The sequence below is a fragment of the Synechococcus sp. RS9916 genome (assembly GCF_000153825.1).
GTDB lineage: Bacteria > Cyanobacteriota > Cyanobacteriia > PCC-6307 > Cyanobiaceae > Synechococcus_C.
Genome location: NZ_DS022299.1, coordinates 908685 through 926324 on the forward strand (window position 1 = coordinate 908685; position 17640 = coordinate 926324).

12 protein-coding genes are annotated in these 17640 nt (G+C 62.0%); 11 read left to right on the forward strand and 1 reads right to left on the reverse strand.

Translation table 11 applies throughout. The annotated features are described in order from the left end of the window. The first annotated feature begins 3 nt into the window (after positions 1-3). From RS9916_RS04980 to RS9916_RS05015, 8 genes are all read left to right on the forward strand, one after another. A complete protein-coding gene (locus RS9916_RS04980) occupies positions 4-645 on the forward strand; it encodes a metallophosphoesterase (protein WP_007098178.1) in 642 nt (213 codons plus the stop codon). Continuing rightward, complete coding sequence (locus RS9916_RS04985) at positions 639-3875, forward strand: exodeoxyribonuclease V subunit gamma (protein ID WP_007098179.1); 3237 nt, start codon at positions 639-641, stop codon at positions 3873-3875. Before RS9916_RS04980 ends, RS9916_RS04985 begins: the two co-directional genes overlap by 7 nt. After that, positions 3872-7540, forward strand: coding sequence for a UvrD-helicase domain-containing protein (locus RS9916_RS04990; RefSeq protein ID WP_007098180.1), 3669 nt, complete (start codon positions 3872-3874; stop codon positions 7538-7540). The genes RS9916_RS04985 and RS9916_RS04990 overlap by 4 nt, the downstream gene beginning before the upstream one ends. Next, positions 7537-9186: an ATP-dependent RecD-like DNA helicase gene (locus tag RS9916_RS04995; protein ID WP_007098181.1), complete on the forward strand. Its 1650-nt coding sequence runs from the start codon at positions 7537-7539 to the stop codon at positions 9184-9186. Before RS9916_RS04990 ends, RS9916_RS04995 begins: the two co-directional genes overlap by 4 nt. Before the next feature lie 55 nt (positions 9187-9241). Further along, complete coding sequence (locus RS9916_RS05000) at positions 9242-9598, forward strand: phosphomannose isomerase type II C-terminal cupin domain (RefSeq protein WP_007098182.1); 357 nt, start codon at positions 9242-9244, stop codon at positions 9596-9598. Between the two features lie 143 nt (positions 9599-9741). Beyond that, a complete protein-coding gene (locus RS9916_RS05005; RefSeq protein ID WP_007098183.1) occupies positions 9742-11541 on the forward strand; it encodes a DEAD/DEAH box helicase in 1800 nt (599 codons plus the stop codon). Between the two features lie 5 nt (positions 11542-11546). Next, the gene (locus RS9916_RS05010; RefSeq protein WP_007098184.1) at positions 11547-11837 is read left to right on the forward strand and encodes a hypothetical protein; all 291 of its coding nucleotides are present in this window, start codon (positions 11547-11549) and stop codon (positions 11835-11837) included. Between the two features lie 212 nt (positions 11838-12049). Further along, positions 12050-12373 (forward strand): RNA-binding protein, encoded by a 324-nt coding sequence (locus RS9916_RS05015; RefSeq protein ID WP_007098185.1) that lies wholly within the window; start codon positions 12050-12052, stop codon positions 12371-12373. A gap of 87 nt (positions 12374-12460) precedes the next feature. On the opposite strand, the gene RS9916_RS05020 is transcribed toward RS9916_RS05015, so the two are convergent. Next, the gene (locus tag RS9916_RS05020) at positions 12461-12658 is read right to left on the reverse strand and encodes a hypothetical protein (protein WP_038024201.1); all 198 of its coding nucleotides are present in this window, start codon (positions 12656-12658) and stop codon (positions 12461-12463) included. Positions 12659-12731: 73 nt separating this feature from the next. On the opposite strand from RS9916_RS05020, the gene RS9916_RS05025 reads away from it, so the two are divergent. From RS9916_RS05025 to RS9916_RS05035, 3 genes are read left to right on the forward strand one after another with little or no spacing between them, the layout of a single operon-like run. Then, a complete protein-coding gene (locus tag RS9916_RS05025) occupies positions 12732-14537 on the forward strand; it encodes an ABC transporter ATP-binding protein (RefSeq protein ID WP_007098188.1) in 1806 nt (601 codons plus the stop codon). Between the two features lie 44 nt (positions 14538-14581). After that, positions 14582-16657 (forward strand): cation:proton antiporter, encoded by a 2076-nt coding sequence (locus tag RS9916_RS05030; RefSeq protein WP_007098189.1) that lies wholly within the window; start codon positions 14582-14584, stop codon positions 16655-16657. A gap of 26 nt (positions 16658-16683) precedes the next feature. Then, complete coding sequence (locus RS9916_RS05035) at positions 16684-17622, forward strand: LCP family protein (RefSeq protein ID WP_050752245.1); 939 nt, start codon at positions 16684-16686, stop codon at positions 17620-17622. Positions 17623-17640: the final 18 nt, after the last annotated feature.

Below are 17640 nucleotides of genomic sequence, written 5' to 3' on the forward strand. Positions count from 1 at the left end.
ACGATGACTCGCCACTGGGTGATCAGTGACGTTCACGGCTGCCACAGCGCCCTCGAACGGTTGCTTGGGTTACTGCCCGAGTCCGATCACCTGGTGTTCTGCGGTGATGTGGTCGGCAGGGGCGCCGACGTTGTTGGTACGGCTGAGCGGGTGTGGACGTTGGTCTGCAGTGGCCGCGCCACCTGGCTTCAGGGCAATCACGAGCAGCGTTTAAGCCAGGATCCAGCGCTCCAGCGCGCACTCTGGCCGTCAAGACCTGAGGTCGCCCTGCAGTGGGTGGAGCGCTTGCAGGCCCTTCCTTTGGTCTTTCATGGCATCGGCTGGGTGGCGACCCATGCCGGTTTCGACAGCAACGGTTGCCCAGATCTGGAGATCCGTGAGCCGTTCTGGCAGAGCTACGACGGCCGCTTCGGACGCGTGGTGGTGGCCCATACCCCTGGTCTGGATGTGCGTCGTCATGGCCAGATCGTGCTGATCGATACCGGAGCCGTCTACGGCGGACGACTCACTGCGTTCTGCCCGGAAACCGATGCGGTGGTGCAGGTGCAAGGAGAGGACCACACTGGCGCTGGTCTACGGGCCAGGGGAATGACCAAAGAGCTGCACCAAGCGCAGCCAACCCTGGTCAACACCTGCCCTTGCTGACCCTCTACCGCAGCAACCGGTCGGAAGTGTTGGCGGATGTGTTGGCCGCCAACCTCAGCCTGCATCCACCCGGTGTGTTGGAAGAGGCCCAGGTGGTGGTGAACACCTGGCCCACAAGCCGATGGCTGGGAGAGCAGCTCGCACTTGCCAATCCTTCTGGCATCACCGCCAATCTGCGCTTTCCCTTCCCGACAAGCCTGCTGCGACACACGGTGGATGGGCTTCTGGAACAGCAAAGCTCAGGAGGCGGAGCCGACCCTTGGCGGGCACAAAACCTGGTCTGGCCGCTCTTGGAGCTGTTACCCGAGCTTTTGGACCATCCAGCCAGTGCCCCGTTGCAGCACTGGTTGAACACCCGTAAGAGCGCAGCGCTTGAAGTGCTCGACCCACCGCTGTGGCAACTGGCCCGCGCCATTGCTGATGCCATCGACGATTACAGCCTGTATCGGCCCGCCATGCTCGAGGCCTGGCTGAAGGGACAAGCCACGGATGCCCGCGGAACGCCCCTCTCCCCAACCATGCTGTGGCAGCAGCAACTGATGCAGCAACTGCACAGCCGGCTCGGCTGCCTTCCCTTCGGCATGCGCGCCCGGCAACTGATTCGGCGGTTGCAGGAGGGATGGCGTCCGGAACGTCCCCCCCAACCACCTCTGCGCTTGTTTGGCCTCAGCAGCCTGGCGCCGGTGCAGGTGGAACTGCTTCAGGCCCTGTCCTGTTTGCGCAGCATCGAGCTGTACCTGCTGACCCCCTGCCCCGAGCTCTGGCAGCGGCAGAGCAGCATTGAATCTCAGGCACCCCTTGATGAGGAGTGGCTTCTGACCGTTCCCAGCGTTGAAGCGCGGTTCGGACGACTCGGCGCTGAATTCCAGCAACTCTTGGAGGGCAGTGGTGAAACCCAGCTCGGCAGCTGGCGAGCTCTGGATCCATTTTTCTTCCCTGCCACCACTGCCAGTTCACAAGGGAAGGAGCCCACGCTGCTGGAGCAACTCCAGGAGCACCTGGTTCATGGCACGCCAACCGATCTCCTGCCACGAACAGAGGACGATCAATCGCTCCAATTTCATGCCTGCCCAGGACGTTTGCGTCAGTTGCAGGTGCTCCGGGACCAGATCCTCCAACTGCTGGCCAACGATGACAGCCTGGAACCCCGCGACATCCTGGTGATGACACCCCAGGTGGAAGCGTTTGCTCCCCTGGTGAGCGCGGTCTTTGGTGACAACGACGCCACTGGCGTACGCCTCCCCTGGCGTCTCACAGACCGCAGTCAGCAGAGTGAAGCCGGGATCAGCCAGGGGGTCCTGCAACTGCTAGCCCTTGGCGGGGAGCGACTCACGGCCTCCGCCCTGGAAACAGTGCTGGCGAATGCCCCGCTCCTGCGCGCCCATCAACTGGAGCCCGACGAGGCAGAAGACATCACCCAGTCGCTCCAACAGGCCGGCTTCCGTTGGGGCCTCGACAGCCGTGATCGAGGTGGCGATCCCACCCACAGTCTGGCTTGGGCCATCGACCGACTGGTGCTCGGGGTGGTGTACCCGGAGACACCTGGTCTAGCCCTCGAGAACACGGCCCCCATGGCTCTGCCTGGGAGCCTGGAACAACAAGGCCGCTGGCTGGGACTGCTGCGCCAACTCCAGCGCAGCCTTCAGTGGCTCAGCCACAGCCGATCGGTTCAGGCCTGGGTGGAAGGCCTACGCCCACAGCTGATGGCGCTGTTTGCTGATGGTGGTGACTGGGCTTGGGAACTGCAGACCATCCATTCCGTACTAACGGACTGGGGTGAGGTGGCAGGGAACAGCAGCCTGGAGCTCTCTGCACCGGTGGTGGGAGAGGTGCTGGCAGAACGCCTCAGTGAAGGCAGTGGTCGTTTTGGGCATCGCTCCGGGGCCCTCACCATCAGTGCCTTGGAACCGATGCGGGCGATTCCCCACAAGGTGCTGGTGCTGATGGGACTGGATGCGGGCGCCTTCCCGCGCCAACGCCAGCGCCCCGGATTCCACTTGATGGAACAGCAACGGCTGCTGGGAGATCCCAGCAGTGGAGACCAGGATCGCTATGTGCTGCTTGAGGCCCTGCTTTCCGCTCGCCAACACCTGCTGGTGAGCTGGAGCTGCCGTGACGAACGCACCGGCGAACCACTGGAAGCCTCCACACCGGTACGCCAGTGGATCGACCTGCTCCCCCAAGTGCCGGTGCGTGAGCATGCCGCCAATGCCCTTGAGCGCAGCAATTTTCTGCCTTCTGAGGCCTGGCCCCCCGCCAGTTGTGATCAACGTCTGCTGCAGGTGAGGCAGCACCTCGATGCAGGCACCATTGGGGGAACTGCTGGCCTGGCGTTCAGCATCACCCCACACAAAAGTCCGGACGGTCCGGCCTTACCGCTCAGCGCCTGGGATGACCTGATCTCCTGGGTTACCGCTCCCCAAAAGCAGTGGTTGGAGCAACTGGGACTGCGGCCACGCGAACACGAGAACGCCGTTCTCGACCTGGAAGACCTCAGCCTCGATGAACGCCAGCGGTCAGCACTGCTGCGCCAGGAACTGGGCCGTGACCAGGAGGAAAATGCGGAGCCCGACTGGCTCGCTCTTGACCGCGGACGAGGACAGCTCCCCCCTCATTCTGCTGGTGCCTTAGAGGCCCACCAGCTGGAGCAGCGCTGGACCAGCCTCAGCACCTGCCTGTCGTCACTCGGGGAGGAGCGACGCGACGCCGTGAGCATGGGTCCATGGCAAGCGGAGCTGTCGTTGCGCGATGACCAACTGGTGCTGGTGCACACTGCTCGGCCCCGTAGTCCACAGCGGCAGCAGCTGTGGCTCGAGCTACTCCTGGCCACGGCCGCAGGCAGCAAGCTCCGCTCCGCTGTGTTGGTCGGTCGGGATGGTCATCGCTTCCGGGTGCTCGAGCGCATTAGCCCCCCCACCCGCGACCAATGCACTGCTCTGCTTGACCAGCACCAAGCCTGGCGCGAGCAGTACCAGCAGCGATGCTGGCCCCTGCCTCCGGAAACAGGCTGGGCCTTCGCCGTAGGGGAGGCGAAGGGCAAGGGGTGGAGCAAAGCCCGCGACGCCTGGGAAGGCAATGCCGTTTTGGCAGGGGAGCGACTCGACGCCGTGCAGCAACTCTGTTTCGGCTCCGATCTACCCCTGGGTGATCTGCTCACAGACGACGCCCAGGCCTTGGCACTCACACTTCATGGACCACTGCTGGAGCGGCGGCAGGAGGTGAAGGGTTGAATCACCCCCGCTTCGAACCAAACCAGTTCCCACTGGAGCCGGGACTGCGTCTGCTGGAGGCCAGCGCTGGCACAGGCAAAACCTTCGCGCTCGCCCATCTGGTCCTGCGACTCCTGAGTGAAGGCCCCAACCCGCTGCAGGTGGAGCAACTGCTGGTGGTCACCTTCACCGAAGCGGCAGCGGCAGAACTGAGGGATCGCATCGCCCGCCGCTTGCAACAGGCCCTAGCCCTGCTGCAAGGAGCAGACGCTGACGCCATGGATCGCCCGCTGCAGGAATGGATCACAGCCCAGAGCCAGACCCTGCATCGGACCATGGAAGGCCGCTTGCTTCTGGCCCTCGAACGGCTCGATCGTGCCGACATCACCACAATCCATGGCTTCTGCAGGCGCACCCTTCAACGCCAAGCCCTCGAAGCCGGTCTGGGGCCTGCAGTGAGCCTGGAAAGCCAGGGCCATGACCGGCGTGAACAACTGGTGCACGACTACTGGCAGCAGCATGTCCTTCTCTTGTCGCCGCAACTCCTGGCTGGACTGCAGCAGCGTGGCATCCACCCTGATGGCCTGATCAGCGTGCTGGCCAACCTTGATGGCGACCCAGCCCTCCAGCTGGATGCGCTGCCAGACGCACAGGACTCTGACCTACCTCTTGCTGCACAACTCGAGGATGCATGGACCTCACGTTGGCAACGCTTTCTGACGCTGTGGGAGAGCAGTGCAGATGCTCTTGAACACGACCTAGCCGCGGCCGCAGCCGAGCTCAAAAGCCTGGCGTTGCCCTACAGCCCCTACCGCCTCAAACCCAAACCGGATCGACTGCAAAAAGTGCAGAGCTGGATCGACAGCCTTGAGGGGCGGACACCCGGGTACGACGCTGTTCTGGCCCAGGCCGAACTGCAGAAATATTTCCACCCCGGGCCCTTCACCAAGGTGGCGGCTGCAGCCCATGGCGACCGGGTGTCGTTGCCTCAGGCGGAGCTGCTGAGAGCGATCGCAGACCTGGTGGATGGACCCGCTGAAGCGATGCTGCTCCATTTCGGCCATTGGGGCCGCCAAGAACTCACGCGTCGCCGCGAGCGCAGCGGACAGATGAGCTTCGGTCAACTGCTCGAACAACTGGACCCAGGTGCGGGTGACGACGGTGCGACCAGTCCGCTGCTCCAGGCCATCGGCCAGCGCTACCGCGCCGCCCTGATCGATGAATTTCAAGACACCGACCCAATCCAGTGGCGCATCCTTGAACGAGCCTTCACCGGGGATCCACCCCAACACTTGCTGGTGATGGTGGGAGACCCCAAACAGGCGATCTACCGGTTCCGCGGCGGCGAACTCGCCACCTATCGCTTAGCTGCGAGCAAAACAGAGCAGTGCTACGGGCTTTACGAGAACCGTCGGTCAAGCGAGCCCCTGGTGCGGGCCCTGAACGCCCTGATGCAACCAGGACTGCAGCGGTCTGAGCTGCCAGTCCCACCCGTGGAGCCCATGGCCGACAAAGGCGAGCTAGCCATGCCGGATGGGCAATCCCCCCTTCAACTGCTGAACCTCGATCCCCATCACCTCGACAGCCAAGTGGCGACCTTCTGCCAACAGCTTCTGCAGGAGCAATGGCCACTGCGCTCGGAGCGAGGCAGCCGCGTTCTGGAACCGGGGGATCTGTGCCTGCTCGTGAGCCAGCATTCCCAGGCGGAAGCGTTGCGATCCGCCCTGGAACGCCACCATCTCCCCAGTCGTCTGGTGAGCAAGGGCGATGTATTTGAAAGTCTTGGGGCTGCAGCTCTGCAACGCTTTCTTGATGCTCTTGCGCTGCCAGGCCACAACGGTCGCCAGCGTCTGCTGGCTGGATCACCACTGCTCGGCTGGTCAGCAGCAGACATCCAGAACGCCCAGCCGCAGGACTGGGATCAGCTCGCCGCGGCGCTGAGCAATCTGGCGGAGCGCTTGCCCCACCAGGGACTGACCGCCGTGCTGGCGCAACTGCAGGGCAGCGAAGGGTTAGCCCGTCTCTCCCTTCGAGGACGAACGCTGGCGGACTTGCAACAGGCCGCTGAACTGGTGCAGGAACAGATGCACAAGTTGGGGCTCGGGACACTCCAGGCAGCCGACTGGCTGCGGCGCCAGCGCCTCCAGGACCACGGCGAAAGTCCTGAGGCCCATTTGTGCCGCAGCGATGCAGCCGAATCAGCCATCGCCGTGGTGACCGTGCACCGCAGCAAGGGGCTGGAATATCCCGTGGTGATCTGCCCCTTTCTCTGGAAAGGCAGCAAAGCGATCAAGGCCGGTGCCCGCCAACTCGGCCGGCGTTGGATGCGATCGCCTGAGGCTGACCCCCACCTGGATCTTCACCTCAATCCCCACTGGGGGCAAGGACGGCTAGCAGCCCAGCAGGATCAACGGGCACAGGCTGCGGAAGCCGAACGTCTGGCCTATGTGGCCTGCACCCGCGCCCGTCACCTGCTGGTGCTCGGCTGGCCTGGAGTGGACCTGGCTGAGCCTGCCAACCCCCTGAGCCCCTGGCTGGTGGAGGGCGGCCTGGAACGGGACTTGCCCCTACATCGATGCGAGACGCGGGCAAGCAACACCATCAAACCCTGGCAGCCAGAGCCCCCCCAGGGATCCCTTGCGCTCGGTCCAACACCGTCCCGCCCCCTCGACAGTCGCTGGGGACGGGCGAGCTATTCCGCCTGGGCCCACTCCCAAGTGGCTGTGCCGCCGGAGATGCGTGAGGACGGACGCGACACCGACGCCATCAACCTGGAGCCCGCACTGGAGCACACAGCATCGATCCCAAATGACGGCATCACACCCCTATCCGAAAAGCAGACGTCGTGGCCTGAGCTCGGTCCTCTTGCCGAATTCCCCCGGGGAGCCGGCCCGGGGGATGCACTGCACCGCATCTTGGAGCGCATCGATTACGGCACGCTCGCCGCAGGAGATGACGCCCAGGCCCGTGTCGTAGTGGCCGAAGAGCTTCCGCGCGCTGGCCTGAGCCTCGAATGGGCCGACACCTTGATGTCTGGCTTGTCCCAGTTGATGCACACGCCGATGGGCGGCGCACTGGGGGCCTGCCGGCTGGGTGACCTGCGCAAGGGCGACTGGCTCAATGAGATGAATTTCGACCTGCCACTAGCCCACACCCAACCGGACCATCTGGTGCGAAGCAGTGGACTCGCCAAAGTCTTCAACGCCCACCCTGGCGGTTTGTTTAACGAGGGCTATGGCCAACAGCTCAACCTGTTGGATGTGGCCAGCCGGGGGTTTCTCACCGGCTCCATCGACCTGGTCTTCTGCTGGGAGGGGACATGGTGGGTCGCTGACTGGAAAAGCAACTGGCTCGGCCAACGGGACGGCCAGGGAACGGTGCAGCAATGCGGCCCTGCCAACTACACCCAGGAAGCAATGGCGGAGCTGATGGTGAGCAACCATTACCCGCTCCAGGCGCACCTTTATCTGGTTGCCCTGCACCGTTATCTCCACTGGCGCCTGCCTGGCTATACGCCGGAATTGCACTTGGGGGGGTACGCCTACGTCTTCCTCCGAGGCGTTCCTGGGGCCCTGGCGCAGGATCGCCCGAAGCACAAAACAGCAACACCCGGCGTTTTGGTCGATCAACCCAGCCTCGAGCGGGTGTTGGCCTTGGATGCGTTGCTCCGGGAGGGACAGCGTTGAGCAGCGCCCTCGGCCTGGCCCTGACTGACAGCCTCACCCGGCTTGTGCCGCCACGCCTGGGCGCCACAGAACAATCCACGGCGGAAGCAAAAGCGATCAGGGAAACAGCTGTGATGGCTCTCGCCGAAGCCCTCGAACGGGGCGAACTGGGGCTCGATCTCAACGGGCCAGCGCCTGATGGGCTGGAGGCGAACGCATGGCCCAATGGGATGGTCACTGCCCTAGAGGAGTGCGGCTGGCTGGTGAGCGCGGGTGTGCTCAACGCGGCACCGGAGGCTCCGTTCGTGCTGGACGGCCACTGGTTGCGCTGGCGGCGCTGGCATCTGCATCTTCACCACTGCCTCGAGCAGCTGCTCGAACTCGGCCGCACGGCCTTGCCAGGCGCCCTTTCAGAAGACGAAATCAATGCCGCCCGCACCGCAGCCCGGCAGGCGGGTCTTGATACGCAACAGACCCAGGCGGTGCTCGCGCTGTTGCAGCATCGTCTGGTGCTGCTCACCGGCGGGCCCGGCACCGGCAAAACCTCAACGGTGGTGCAAATGCTGGCTGCGGCACTGACCTGCAATCCCGCGATCCAGATTCAGCTTGCTGCCCCGACCGGGAAGGCCGCAGCACGGCTGCAGCAGGCCGTCAGCTCGGGAAGCAACGCACTGGGTTCCGATGCAATGCATCACCTGAGCAGTCTCCCGAGCAGCACGCTGCATCGCTTACTGGAGGCCCAGGGGAAGAACCGCTACCGCCGCAACCGCAGCCTGCCGCTGGTGGTCGATCTGGTCGTGGTGGATGAAGTCTCCATGGTGGATCTTCCCTTGATGGAAGCCCTGCTTGAGGCTCTCCCGGATCATGCCCAGTTGCTGCTGGTGGGTGATCCCGATCAGCTCCCGCCCGTTGGCCCTGGGGCGGTGCTTCAAGAATTGAGTCAACCCCAGCGACGCCACGAGCTTGGACCAGCTGCCGTGGAACTGCAGACGACCTACCGCAACAACGGTGCCATCGCAGCGCTAGCTGATCAATTGCGTCAGAGCAGTTCAGGGTTCAGCAAGGCGCAGCTCAGCCAACTGCTACCCGACGACAATGTGCAATGGCTGGAGGTCAAACGCCAGGGGCTGCCAACACGTCTGTTGAACGATCTACGCGCCCATCAAGAACGCCTCAGCGCTCTGGCCAAGGCCCTGCGCTGGCACGACGGTCAACCCCATCCTGACGATGCTGCAGCACTGCTGGAGCAACTCGAAGCTTGGGTTGCCCTCAGCCCCGTCCGCCAGGGCCCCTGGGGAGTAGACACTCTCAATCGCGCCGTCCTCGGAGATCGCAGTCGACGCTCAGTGCAGCACTGGCCCGCCGGCACTCCGGTGCTCAACCGTCACAACCGCGCCGACCAGGGGCTGGCCAACGGCGACATCGGTGTGGTGGTGATGCATGAGCAAGAGACCCGCGTGCTGCTGCCGGGACAACGACTGCTACACCCTGCTCAGCTGACAGGAGCCGAGCCGGCCTTCGCTCTAACGGTGCATAAATCCCAGGGGAGTCAGTATTCCGAGGTCGCACTGCTGCTTCCCCCCGTCCGTCATCAAGATCCCCGCCTGGCCTACACAGGGCTCACGCGAGCCCGACACAACGTGCTGCTGATCACGTCTGAAGACTGATGTCGCTGGCCAGCAAGCGCCAACCTCGCCATGCTTAAAACCCTGCAGGGTTGCGGTGAGCGAAACAAACACACGGGTGTTGCGCCCCTGGGGCTGGTATGAGGATCTTCTCGAAGGTCCTGAATACAAGCTCAAACGCCTGTGGCTCAAACCAGGACAACGTCTGAGCCTGCAACGACATCAGCATCGCAGCGAAAACTGGACGGTTGCAGAAGGTGAGGGCACTCTGCTCTGTGACGACACTTGGAGCGAGGCGAGCGCAGGGACAACCCTGCACATCCCCTGCGGAGCAATCCATCGTGCGAAAGCTGGTGATCAGGGTCTACTGCTGATCGAAGTCCAACACGGCGCATTTCTGCGAGAGGAGGATATCGAGCGCCTGGAAGATGACTTCGGCCGAGTGTTACATTGATTCATCAACCTTGAAGGGAAGGGCAAGCAATCAGATCGGCTTCGGCCGTGTAGGACGTTGCCGGCCTGACTTGAAGGGATCAATCAGGCCACTGCCTTTTCAACATGACTCAGAGTGCATCGCACGGTGAATTCGCGTGCTCGGTGGATCTCAGCGCCGCAGATCTAAAAGCCGCTGAAGCCAAATCCACTGAAGAGACTGCGACGCACGGTGAGGCGGCCGAGAGCAACGAGGTGTTCACCACCGTGATCGACGCCAAGGAGGAACCCTCGGGATTCGCTGGCTTTGGCTTCAGTGAAGCGCTCGTCAAAACCCTGACCGAAAAGGGCTACAAGGAACCTTCACCGATCCAGGCTGCAGCGTTCCCCGAGCTGATGCTGGGCCGCGACTTGGTCGGCCAAGCCCAAACCGGCACCGGCAAAACTGCAGCCTTCGCCCTCCCCCTGCTCGAGAGGCTTCAGAAGGACGCCACCAAACCGCAGGCTCTGGTGCTGGCTCCCACCCGGGAATTGGCGATGCAGGTGGCGGAATCGTTCAAGGCCTATTCCGCAGGCCATCCCCACCTCAATGTGCTCGCCATCTACGGCGGCTCGGATTTCCGTTCACAGATCCATGCCCTGAAACGTGGTGTGGATGTGGTGGTGGGCACCCCTGGGCGGGTGATGGACCACATGCGCCAGGGGACACTGGACACCACAGGTCTCCGCAGCCTGGTGCTTGATGAAGCCGATGAAATGCTGCGCATGGGCTTCATCGACGATGTCGAATGGATCCTTGATCAGTTGCCAGAAGAGCGCCAAGTCGTGCTCTTCTCCGCGACGATGCCGTCGGAGATTCGCCGGCTGTCCAAGCGCTACTTGCGTGAGCCGGCAGAAATCACGATCAAAACCAAAGAGAAAGAAGCTCGCCGGATTCGCCAGCGCTGTATCACACTTCAAAACAGTCACAAACTCGAAGCACTCAATCGCGTTCTTGAGGCCGTCACTGGTGAAGGTGTCATCATCTTCGCCCGCACCAAGGCCATCACCTTGAACGTGTCGGAATCCCTGGAAGCCGCCGGTCATGACGTGGCTGTGCTCAACGGCGATGTGCCGCAAAACCAACGGGAGCGCACCGTCGAGCGCCTGCGCAAAGGGACTGTGAACATCCTCGTGGCCACCGATGTGGCGGCACGAGGACTCGATGTGGACCGCATCGGGCTCGTGATCAACTACGACATGCCCTTCGACAGCGAGGCTTATGTGCACCGCATTGGTCGCACAGGCCGTGCTGGTCGAAGCGGTGAGGCCATCCTGTTTGTCACTCCGCGTGAGCGCCGGTTCGTCAACAATCTGGAGCGTGCGGTCGGCCAGGAGATTGAGCCGATGGCGATCCCCAGCAACGCCGAAATCAACCAGTCGCGCCTGGACAAACTGCGTCAACGCCTCACCGACGCCGCCACCGGTGAACCCAACCAATCCGATGAAGCCGTCCTGCTGCAGGAGCTGCTTCAGCGCGTGGGTCAGGAGCACGACCTGGATCCTTCACGCCTCGCCCTTGCGGCCCTGACCTTGGCCGTGGGCGATGGACCACTGCTGGTGCAAGGCGATGAAAGCTGGATTCAGAACAGTGGCCGCCAACGTTTCGATCGCCGCGATGGCCGCGATGGACGGGACGGGCGCTTTGGTGACCGCCGCAGATCTGAGCGGGCCTCGCGCCCTCCGGAAGACAACATGCAGCGCTACCGCGTTGAAGTGGGACATCGCGACCGGGTGAAACCCGGCAACCTGGTCGGGGCGATCGCCAATGAATCCGGTCTGCAGGGTCGGATGATCGGACGCATCCAGATTTTCGAATCCCACAGTTTTGTGGACCTGCCCAAAGGCATGCCGCAGGATGTTTTCAGCTCCCTGCAACGCCTCAAGGTGATGAACAGGGAACTGCAGATCAGCCCCGCCTCCTGAACCTGATGGCACCACGGATTGCGACCGTCTTCTCAACAAGCCTGGTGTCACTCAGCCTGTCATTGGCAGCTTCAATCCTCCCAGCGTCTGTGCGCGCTGCTGGTGACGAAGGCCTGATCACCAAATTCTGTCTGGCCAGTTTCAATGCAGCGATGGCCCATGCCGGCAAAACGCCCCCTCCCGGCATGGGGACCTACACCTGCAATTGCTTTCTTGACGAGGTCAACAAAGGCGCGTCCATCGAAGGGGCCCAAAGCACCTGCAAAGCCAAGGCGGCATCCCAATACAAAATCTGAGATTCATTCGACTCGCAGAATCAGTCGGGTCTGAATTGCCATAAAAGCCCTAAACCCTTCACCTGGGGCTGTAGCTTGGTGAGGCATCAGCTTCAGCGTTCGGCTCTGATCGGCTCGCTCCCCCCGGCTTCAGCTCACCAGCTTCAGCATCAAGGACTTCCTTTCCGGACCACGACTTCACTGATCACTCACGTCCAACGGTCCCCACAGGAATGACCATCTACATCGGCAACCTCTCCTTCCAGGCAGAGCAGGAAGACCTGCTTGACCTGTTCAGCCAGTACGGCGAAGTGAAGAGCGCCAGCCTCCCCCTCGACCGCGAGACCGGCCGTAAGCGCGGATTCGGCTTCGTGGAAATGTCCAGCGATGCTGATGAGCAGAAAGCCATCGACGATCTCCAGAACGTCGAATGGATGGGTCGCATGATTCGCGTCAACAAAGCCACTCCCCGTGAGCGCACTGGTGGTGGCGGCGGCGGCCGTGGTGGCTACGGCGGTGGCGGCTACGGCGGTGGTGGCGGTGGCAACCGCTGGTGAGTTGAGCCCTCACTTCATTGATTGTTCAGGCCACCTGCGAAAGCGGTGGCCTTTTTTTTGATCCGCTTAAGCCAGCCAGATCAGCGATCAGGCCTCATCCAGTGATGCCAGGTCGGCTTTTAGGTCAGCCTCAGCACATCGGCTCATCAGTCGGTTCGACACATCCAACTGCTCTTCGACCTCCAAACGATCAGGGCGAAGATGGGGAAGCACAGCGCGCAATTCCCGGCGACGTTTGCGGGCGACAAAACGATGGAAGCGGTTGATCGAACGTGAACGGGTCATTGACACCTCATCGATCTCTGCCACAGGTCTAGAACTGTTAGTCAGGAAAAACAGTTCATCCGCAACACAACGCTTGAAACCGTCCAGCTCCACCCTGCAACGACTGCTGGGGCACCTGCATCCCCACCGGCGCTTGGTCGCCTGGGCAGCCTTTTGTTCGGTTGTGAACAAGATCTTTGATCTGGCACCACCGGTGCTGATCGCGCTTGCTGTGGATGTGCTCGCCGCCAGCAAGTTGGATCAGCAACAAACAGCCTGGCTCGCACGGCTTGGAGCCAGCGATGTCCCCAGCCAACTGATGGTGCTGGCGGTGCTGTCGTTTCTGGTCTGGAGTGCGGAGTCGCTGTTCGAATACCTCTATGGCGTGCTGTGGCGCAATCTCGCCCAAACCACGCAGCACAGCATCCGTCTTGAAGCCTATGGCCATCTTCAGAACCTGGAGATGGCGTTTTTCGAGCACGACAGCAGCGGCAGGCTCCTGACCGTGCTGAACGATGACATCAACCAACTGGAGCGTTTTCTCGACCGTGGCGCCAACGAGATCCTGCAGCTGATCACCACCGTGGTGTTGGTGGGTGGTGCGATGGCACTGATCGCTCCTGGAGTCGCCGTATTTGCCTATCTGCCGATCCCGGTCATCCTCTGGGGTTCGCTGCAGTTCCAACGCCGCCTTGCCCCCCGCTATCGCGAGGTGCGAGACCAGGCGGGGAACCTTGGCTCACGGCTTGCGAACAATCTGAGCGGGATGCTCACGATCAAAAGTTTCACGGCAGAAGCCTGGGAACTGAACCAGCTGCGTGAAGACAGCGATGCCTATCGCCTGAGCAACCGTCGGGCCATTCGCCTCTCTGCAGCCTTCATCCCGCTGATCCGATTCGCGATCCTGTTCGCCTTTGTTGCCATCCTGCTGATCGGTGGTCTCCAAACCTGGCGCGGAGAGTTGTCGATCGGCTCCTACAGCTTTCTGGTCTTCATCACCCAGCGTCTGCTCTGGCCCCTCACCACCCTGGGGCGCACCCTGGATGACTACCAGCGTTCCATGGCCTCCACACGTCGCGTTCTGGATCTGATCGACACACCGATTCAAATCCGGAGTGGTGAACGTCGCCTCGCACCAGCGCAGGTGCAGGGGGCCATCCACTACGACCAAGTCGACTTCCATTACCGCGATCGCGACCTCCTGCTGAAGGACTTCTCGTTGCACGTGGAAGCGGGTCAGACCATCGGCATCGTTGGTGCCACAGGCTCGGGCAAAAGCACACTTGTGAAGTTGCTCTTGCGCCTCTACCCGATCAGTGGAGGACGCATCTATCTGGATGAGGTTCCAATCGACAGCCTCGACCTCGGAGATCTCAGACGCAGCATCGCGCTGGTGAGCCAAGACGTGTACCTCTTCCACGGCAGTGTGGCTGCAAACATTGCCTATGGCTGCCCGCAGGCGACGCGCGCTGCCGTGATGGATGCAGCGGTGCTGGCTGAAGCCCATGCATTCATCGCCACCCTGCCGGAGGGCTACGACACCGTGGTCGGCGAACGGGGGCAACGTCTGTCAGGCGGACAGCGTCAGCGCATTGCCCTGGCGAGAGCCATCCTCAAAGATGCCCCAGTCCTGGTGCTTGACGAAGCCACCGCTGCCGTCGACAACGAAACCGAGGCAGCGATTCAACGCTCGTTGATGCAGATCACGGCCAATCGCACCACACTTGTGATTGCTCACCGCCTCAGCACCGTGCGGCACGCTGATCGAATCGTTGTTCTCGAGCAGGGTCGGATCGTGCAGCAGGGGCAACATGACGCCCTGCTGCGCCAAGGCGGTGCCTACGCAGATCTGTGGCGAGTGCAAGCAGGTTTGCGCCCAGAAGAAGCCTTGGTGCTGTGATCGCAGTTACCGCACCAGGTGGGGGAGCAGGGCTTTCCCACCTGATGCACAACCCAGTTGGCATCTTTGCCTTGCTGGTGGCCATCACGGTGATGGTGCCGCCCCTGTTCCGAAAACTGGGGTTGCCCGATCTGGTGGGTCTATTGCTGGCGGGGGTTTTGGTCGGCCCGCATGTGTTGGGCTGGCTCCAACCCGAAGGGGAAACGATCAGCCTCCTCTCCGACATCGGTGCGATCTATCTGCTGTTCACGGTGGGGCTGGAAATCGACCTGGAGGAATTCAAACGGGTCAAAAATCGCTCGATGCTGTTCGGCACAGCCACCTTCGTGCTTGGCGCAGCAACAGGCATCGCCATCGGTTTGCTGTTCAGTTTCCCGCTCGTGCCTTGCCTGTTGATGGGAGCACTGATGGCCTCCCATACACCGTTGGGCTACCCAATCGTGCGCAGCTATGGAGCCCAGCGGGATGAGTCGGTAATCCTGAGCGTCGGCAGCACGATCCTCACCGACATTGCCGCGCTCATGCTCCTGGCCGTTGGTCTTGGGATGGGCAAAGGCAACCTCACACCGGTTGGTTTCACGGGTCTGCTGATCAGCATCAGCCTGTTCGCGGTGGCTGCTGTGGTGGGAATCCGGAGCATTGGTCGTCGGCTCTGGATGCGCAGTGTCACGGATGAGAACAGGGTCTTCCTCGCGGTGATCCTGTCCCTGTTCATCGCTTCCCTCGGCGCTGAACTGGCCGGTGTAGAACCAATCGTCGGGGCCTTTCTGGCGGGTTTGGCCGTGAACTCCGTGCTGCCGGAAGGCAAGGCCAAGGAGCTGGTGATTTTCGTCGGCGGGGCCCTGTTCATCCCGATCTTCTTTATCGACCTGGGGCTGCTGCTGGATCTCAACAGCATCGGCGCCAGCCTCAGCAACTTCAAGTTCACCGGGCTGATGCTGGTGGGCGCATTGGGATGCAAGGGGGGGGCAGCACTGCTGGCGGGCCGCTGGTTCCACTACGGCAAGCACCAGGTCCTGATGATCTGGTCGCTCACCATGCCGAAAGTGGCGGCCACGTTGGCCACCGCATTCATCGGCTATCAGGCAGAACTCCTTCCTTCAATCGTGCTCAACAGCGTGCTGGTGCTGATGGTGGTGACAGCCACCCTCGGGCCCATGCTGACGGCCCGCTCTGTGACCCGTCTGGTAGAGCCGAAAGAGGTGGATCCCGGACCGGCGCAGTCGCTCGAACAGACCGTCATCACCGGACAGGGGCCCGGTGAAGTGGTGCGTCGCCCCTTGCGCATCGTGGTGCCCGTCGCCAACCCCGCCACAGAGCGAGGACTGCTGAGCCTGGCGTCACGACTGATCAGCGGAAGTGGTGGCAACGAAGGCCAGGTTCTCCCCCTCGCTCTGGTCTCCCCAAGCGTGGAGGACGCCAGAGGGGGGCTGAATCAAGCCATTGCGGCGGCACGCTCACGCTTGCATCAAGCCGAACGGATTGGCCGCGATCTTCAGGTCTCAACCCACACTTTGCTGCGGCTGGATGAAGACATCGCTGGAGGGATGAGCCGCAGTGCCCTTGAGCAAGGCGCGGATCTCCTGCTGATGGGAGCCGGGCGCCCCGACAAGCTCCGCAACTGGCTATTCGGAAATCTGGTGGACAGCGTCTGCCGCAGCGCCCACTGCCCGGTGGTGGTGACGAACCTTGGAGAGCGGCCCACGGAGGAACTCAGCCGCATTCTTGTTCCAATCAAGGATTTCTCCGCCAGTGCCAGGGAGCAGTTCGAACTGGCGTTACGGCTCATGGCTTCCGCCGCTAACGCGACGACCACGCGGATCACGCTCCTACACATTCATGACCCCCGCTACAGCCGCCACGATCGCGGCTGGATGAAGCAAGAACTCTCCCAATGGCAACCCCTAGGAGTCCCCGGCTCCCGCATCAAGATTGAGCTGCTGCAAGGGCCTGGTATCGACAGCAAAATCCAAAGGAGTGCTGTCAACCATGACCTGGTGATTCTTCGATCGCAGCGCCGACGGGTGGGTGGACTTCCCATCCCTGCCAGTGATCGCACGAGCAGCCTTGTGATCCAATTGCCATGTCCGTCGATAGTGATCAGCGAACCGCTGCTCTGAATCAAAAGCAGTTCTAGAGTTTTTGAATGACACAAACTCGGCCCGTCAGGGGCCAACCGAGGATTCGCTCGTTGGCCATTGCCATCGTGCTTGGACTCGGTTCCGGTCTGGTCCTGGCCATTCCCCTCAGCACGGTGCTGTTGCCGGAGCAAAGCCGCAACACCCTATTTGGGCTGCCCCTCGAGAACCCCTTTTCCTCCTGGGTAGGGATCGGAGATCGGGAAGTCGTTGTGATGGGAATGGATGCCGGTGGAGGCAACACCGACACGATCTTCACGATCCGGATCGACAACGGCCAGACCCAAATCACCCAAATTCCTCGTGATAGCTACATCAACTCGGCCCGCTTCGGGCCACTGAAAGCCAATGCCCTCTACGCCTATGGCGGCAGCGATGAGGTCAAGAAGGAACTCTCTCGATTAATGGGTCGTCCGATCCAGCACCACCTGCTGGTCAATCTCGAGGGGATCCGTTCCATCAGTGATCTGATGGGAGGTGTGACAGTCAATGTGCCCAAACGGCTCTATTACGTCGACCGCGCCCAAGGGCTCTACATCGATCTGCAACCCGGCCCACAATTGCTCAAAGGACGGGAGCTCGAGGGGTTCCTGCGCTGGCGCCATGACGAACTGGGGGATTTCGGTCGTCTTCAACGCCAGCAGCTGGTGATCAAAAGTTTGTTCGGGTCGCTGACCAAACCGGAAAACGTGGTGCGCCTGCCAGCTCTGATCACAGCCGCAGGACGGAATCTGAAAACCGATCTTGGCCCCATGGAGTTGGGTGGTCTGATCACCGCCATGGGCACCACCGAATTGAAAACCGATCGGCTTGAAGCAACGCCGTTTGAGAAGGACGGCATCAGTTATCTCGACACCCAGTGGCCGGCCCAAAGCGAAAACGGCACATCCTTTGAAGACTCCTCGTCGCCCAACCGCAACGGATGGCGATCCAGGCCACTCTTCTGAGTTGAGCCGCGGCAGCAG

What these genes read in the sequence shown, in the direction of transcription:
- RS9916_RS04980 (WP_007098178.1), top strand. Translation starts at nt 4, where the DNA reads ATGACTCGCCACTGGGTGATCAGTGACGTTCACGGCTGCCACAGCGCC.
- RS9916_RS05010 (WP_007098184.1), top strand. Translation starts at nt 11,547, where the DNA reads ATGGCACCACGGATTGCGACCGTCTTCTCAACAAGCCTGGTGTCACTC.
- RS9916_RS05015 (WP_007098185.1), top strand. Translation starts at nt 12,050, where the DNA reads ATGACCATCTACATCGGCAACCTCTCCTTCCAGGCAGAGCAGGAAGAC.
- RS9916_RS05020 (WP_038024201.1), bottom strand. Translation starts at nt 12,658, where the DNA reads ATGACCCGTTCACGTTCGATCAACCGCTTCCATCGTTTTGTCGCCCGC.
- RS9916_RS05030 (WP_007098189.1), top strand. Translation starts at nt 14,582, where the DNA reads ATGCACAACCCAGTTGGCATCTTTGCCTTGCTGGTGGCCATCACGGTG.
- RS9916_RS05035 (WP_050752245.1), top strand. Translation starts at nt 16,684, where the DNA reads ATGACACAAACTCGGCCCGTCAGGGGCCAACCGAGGATTCGCTCGTTG.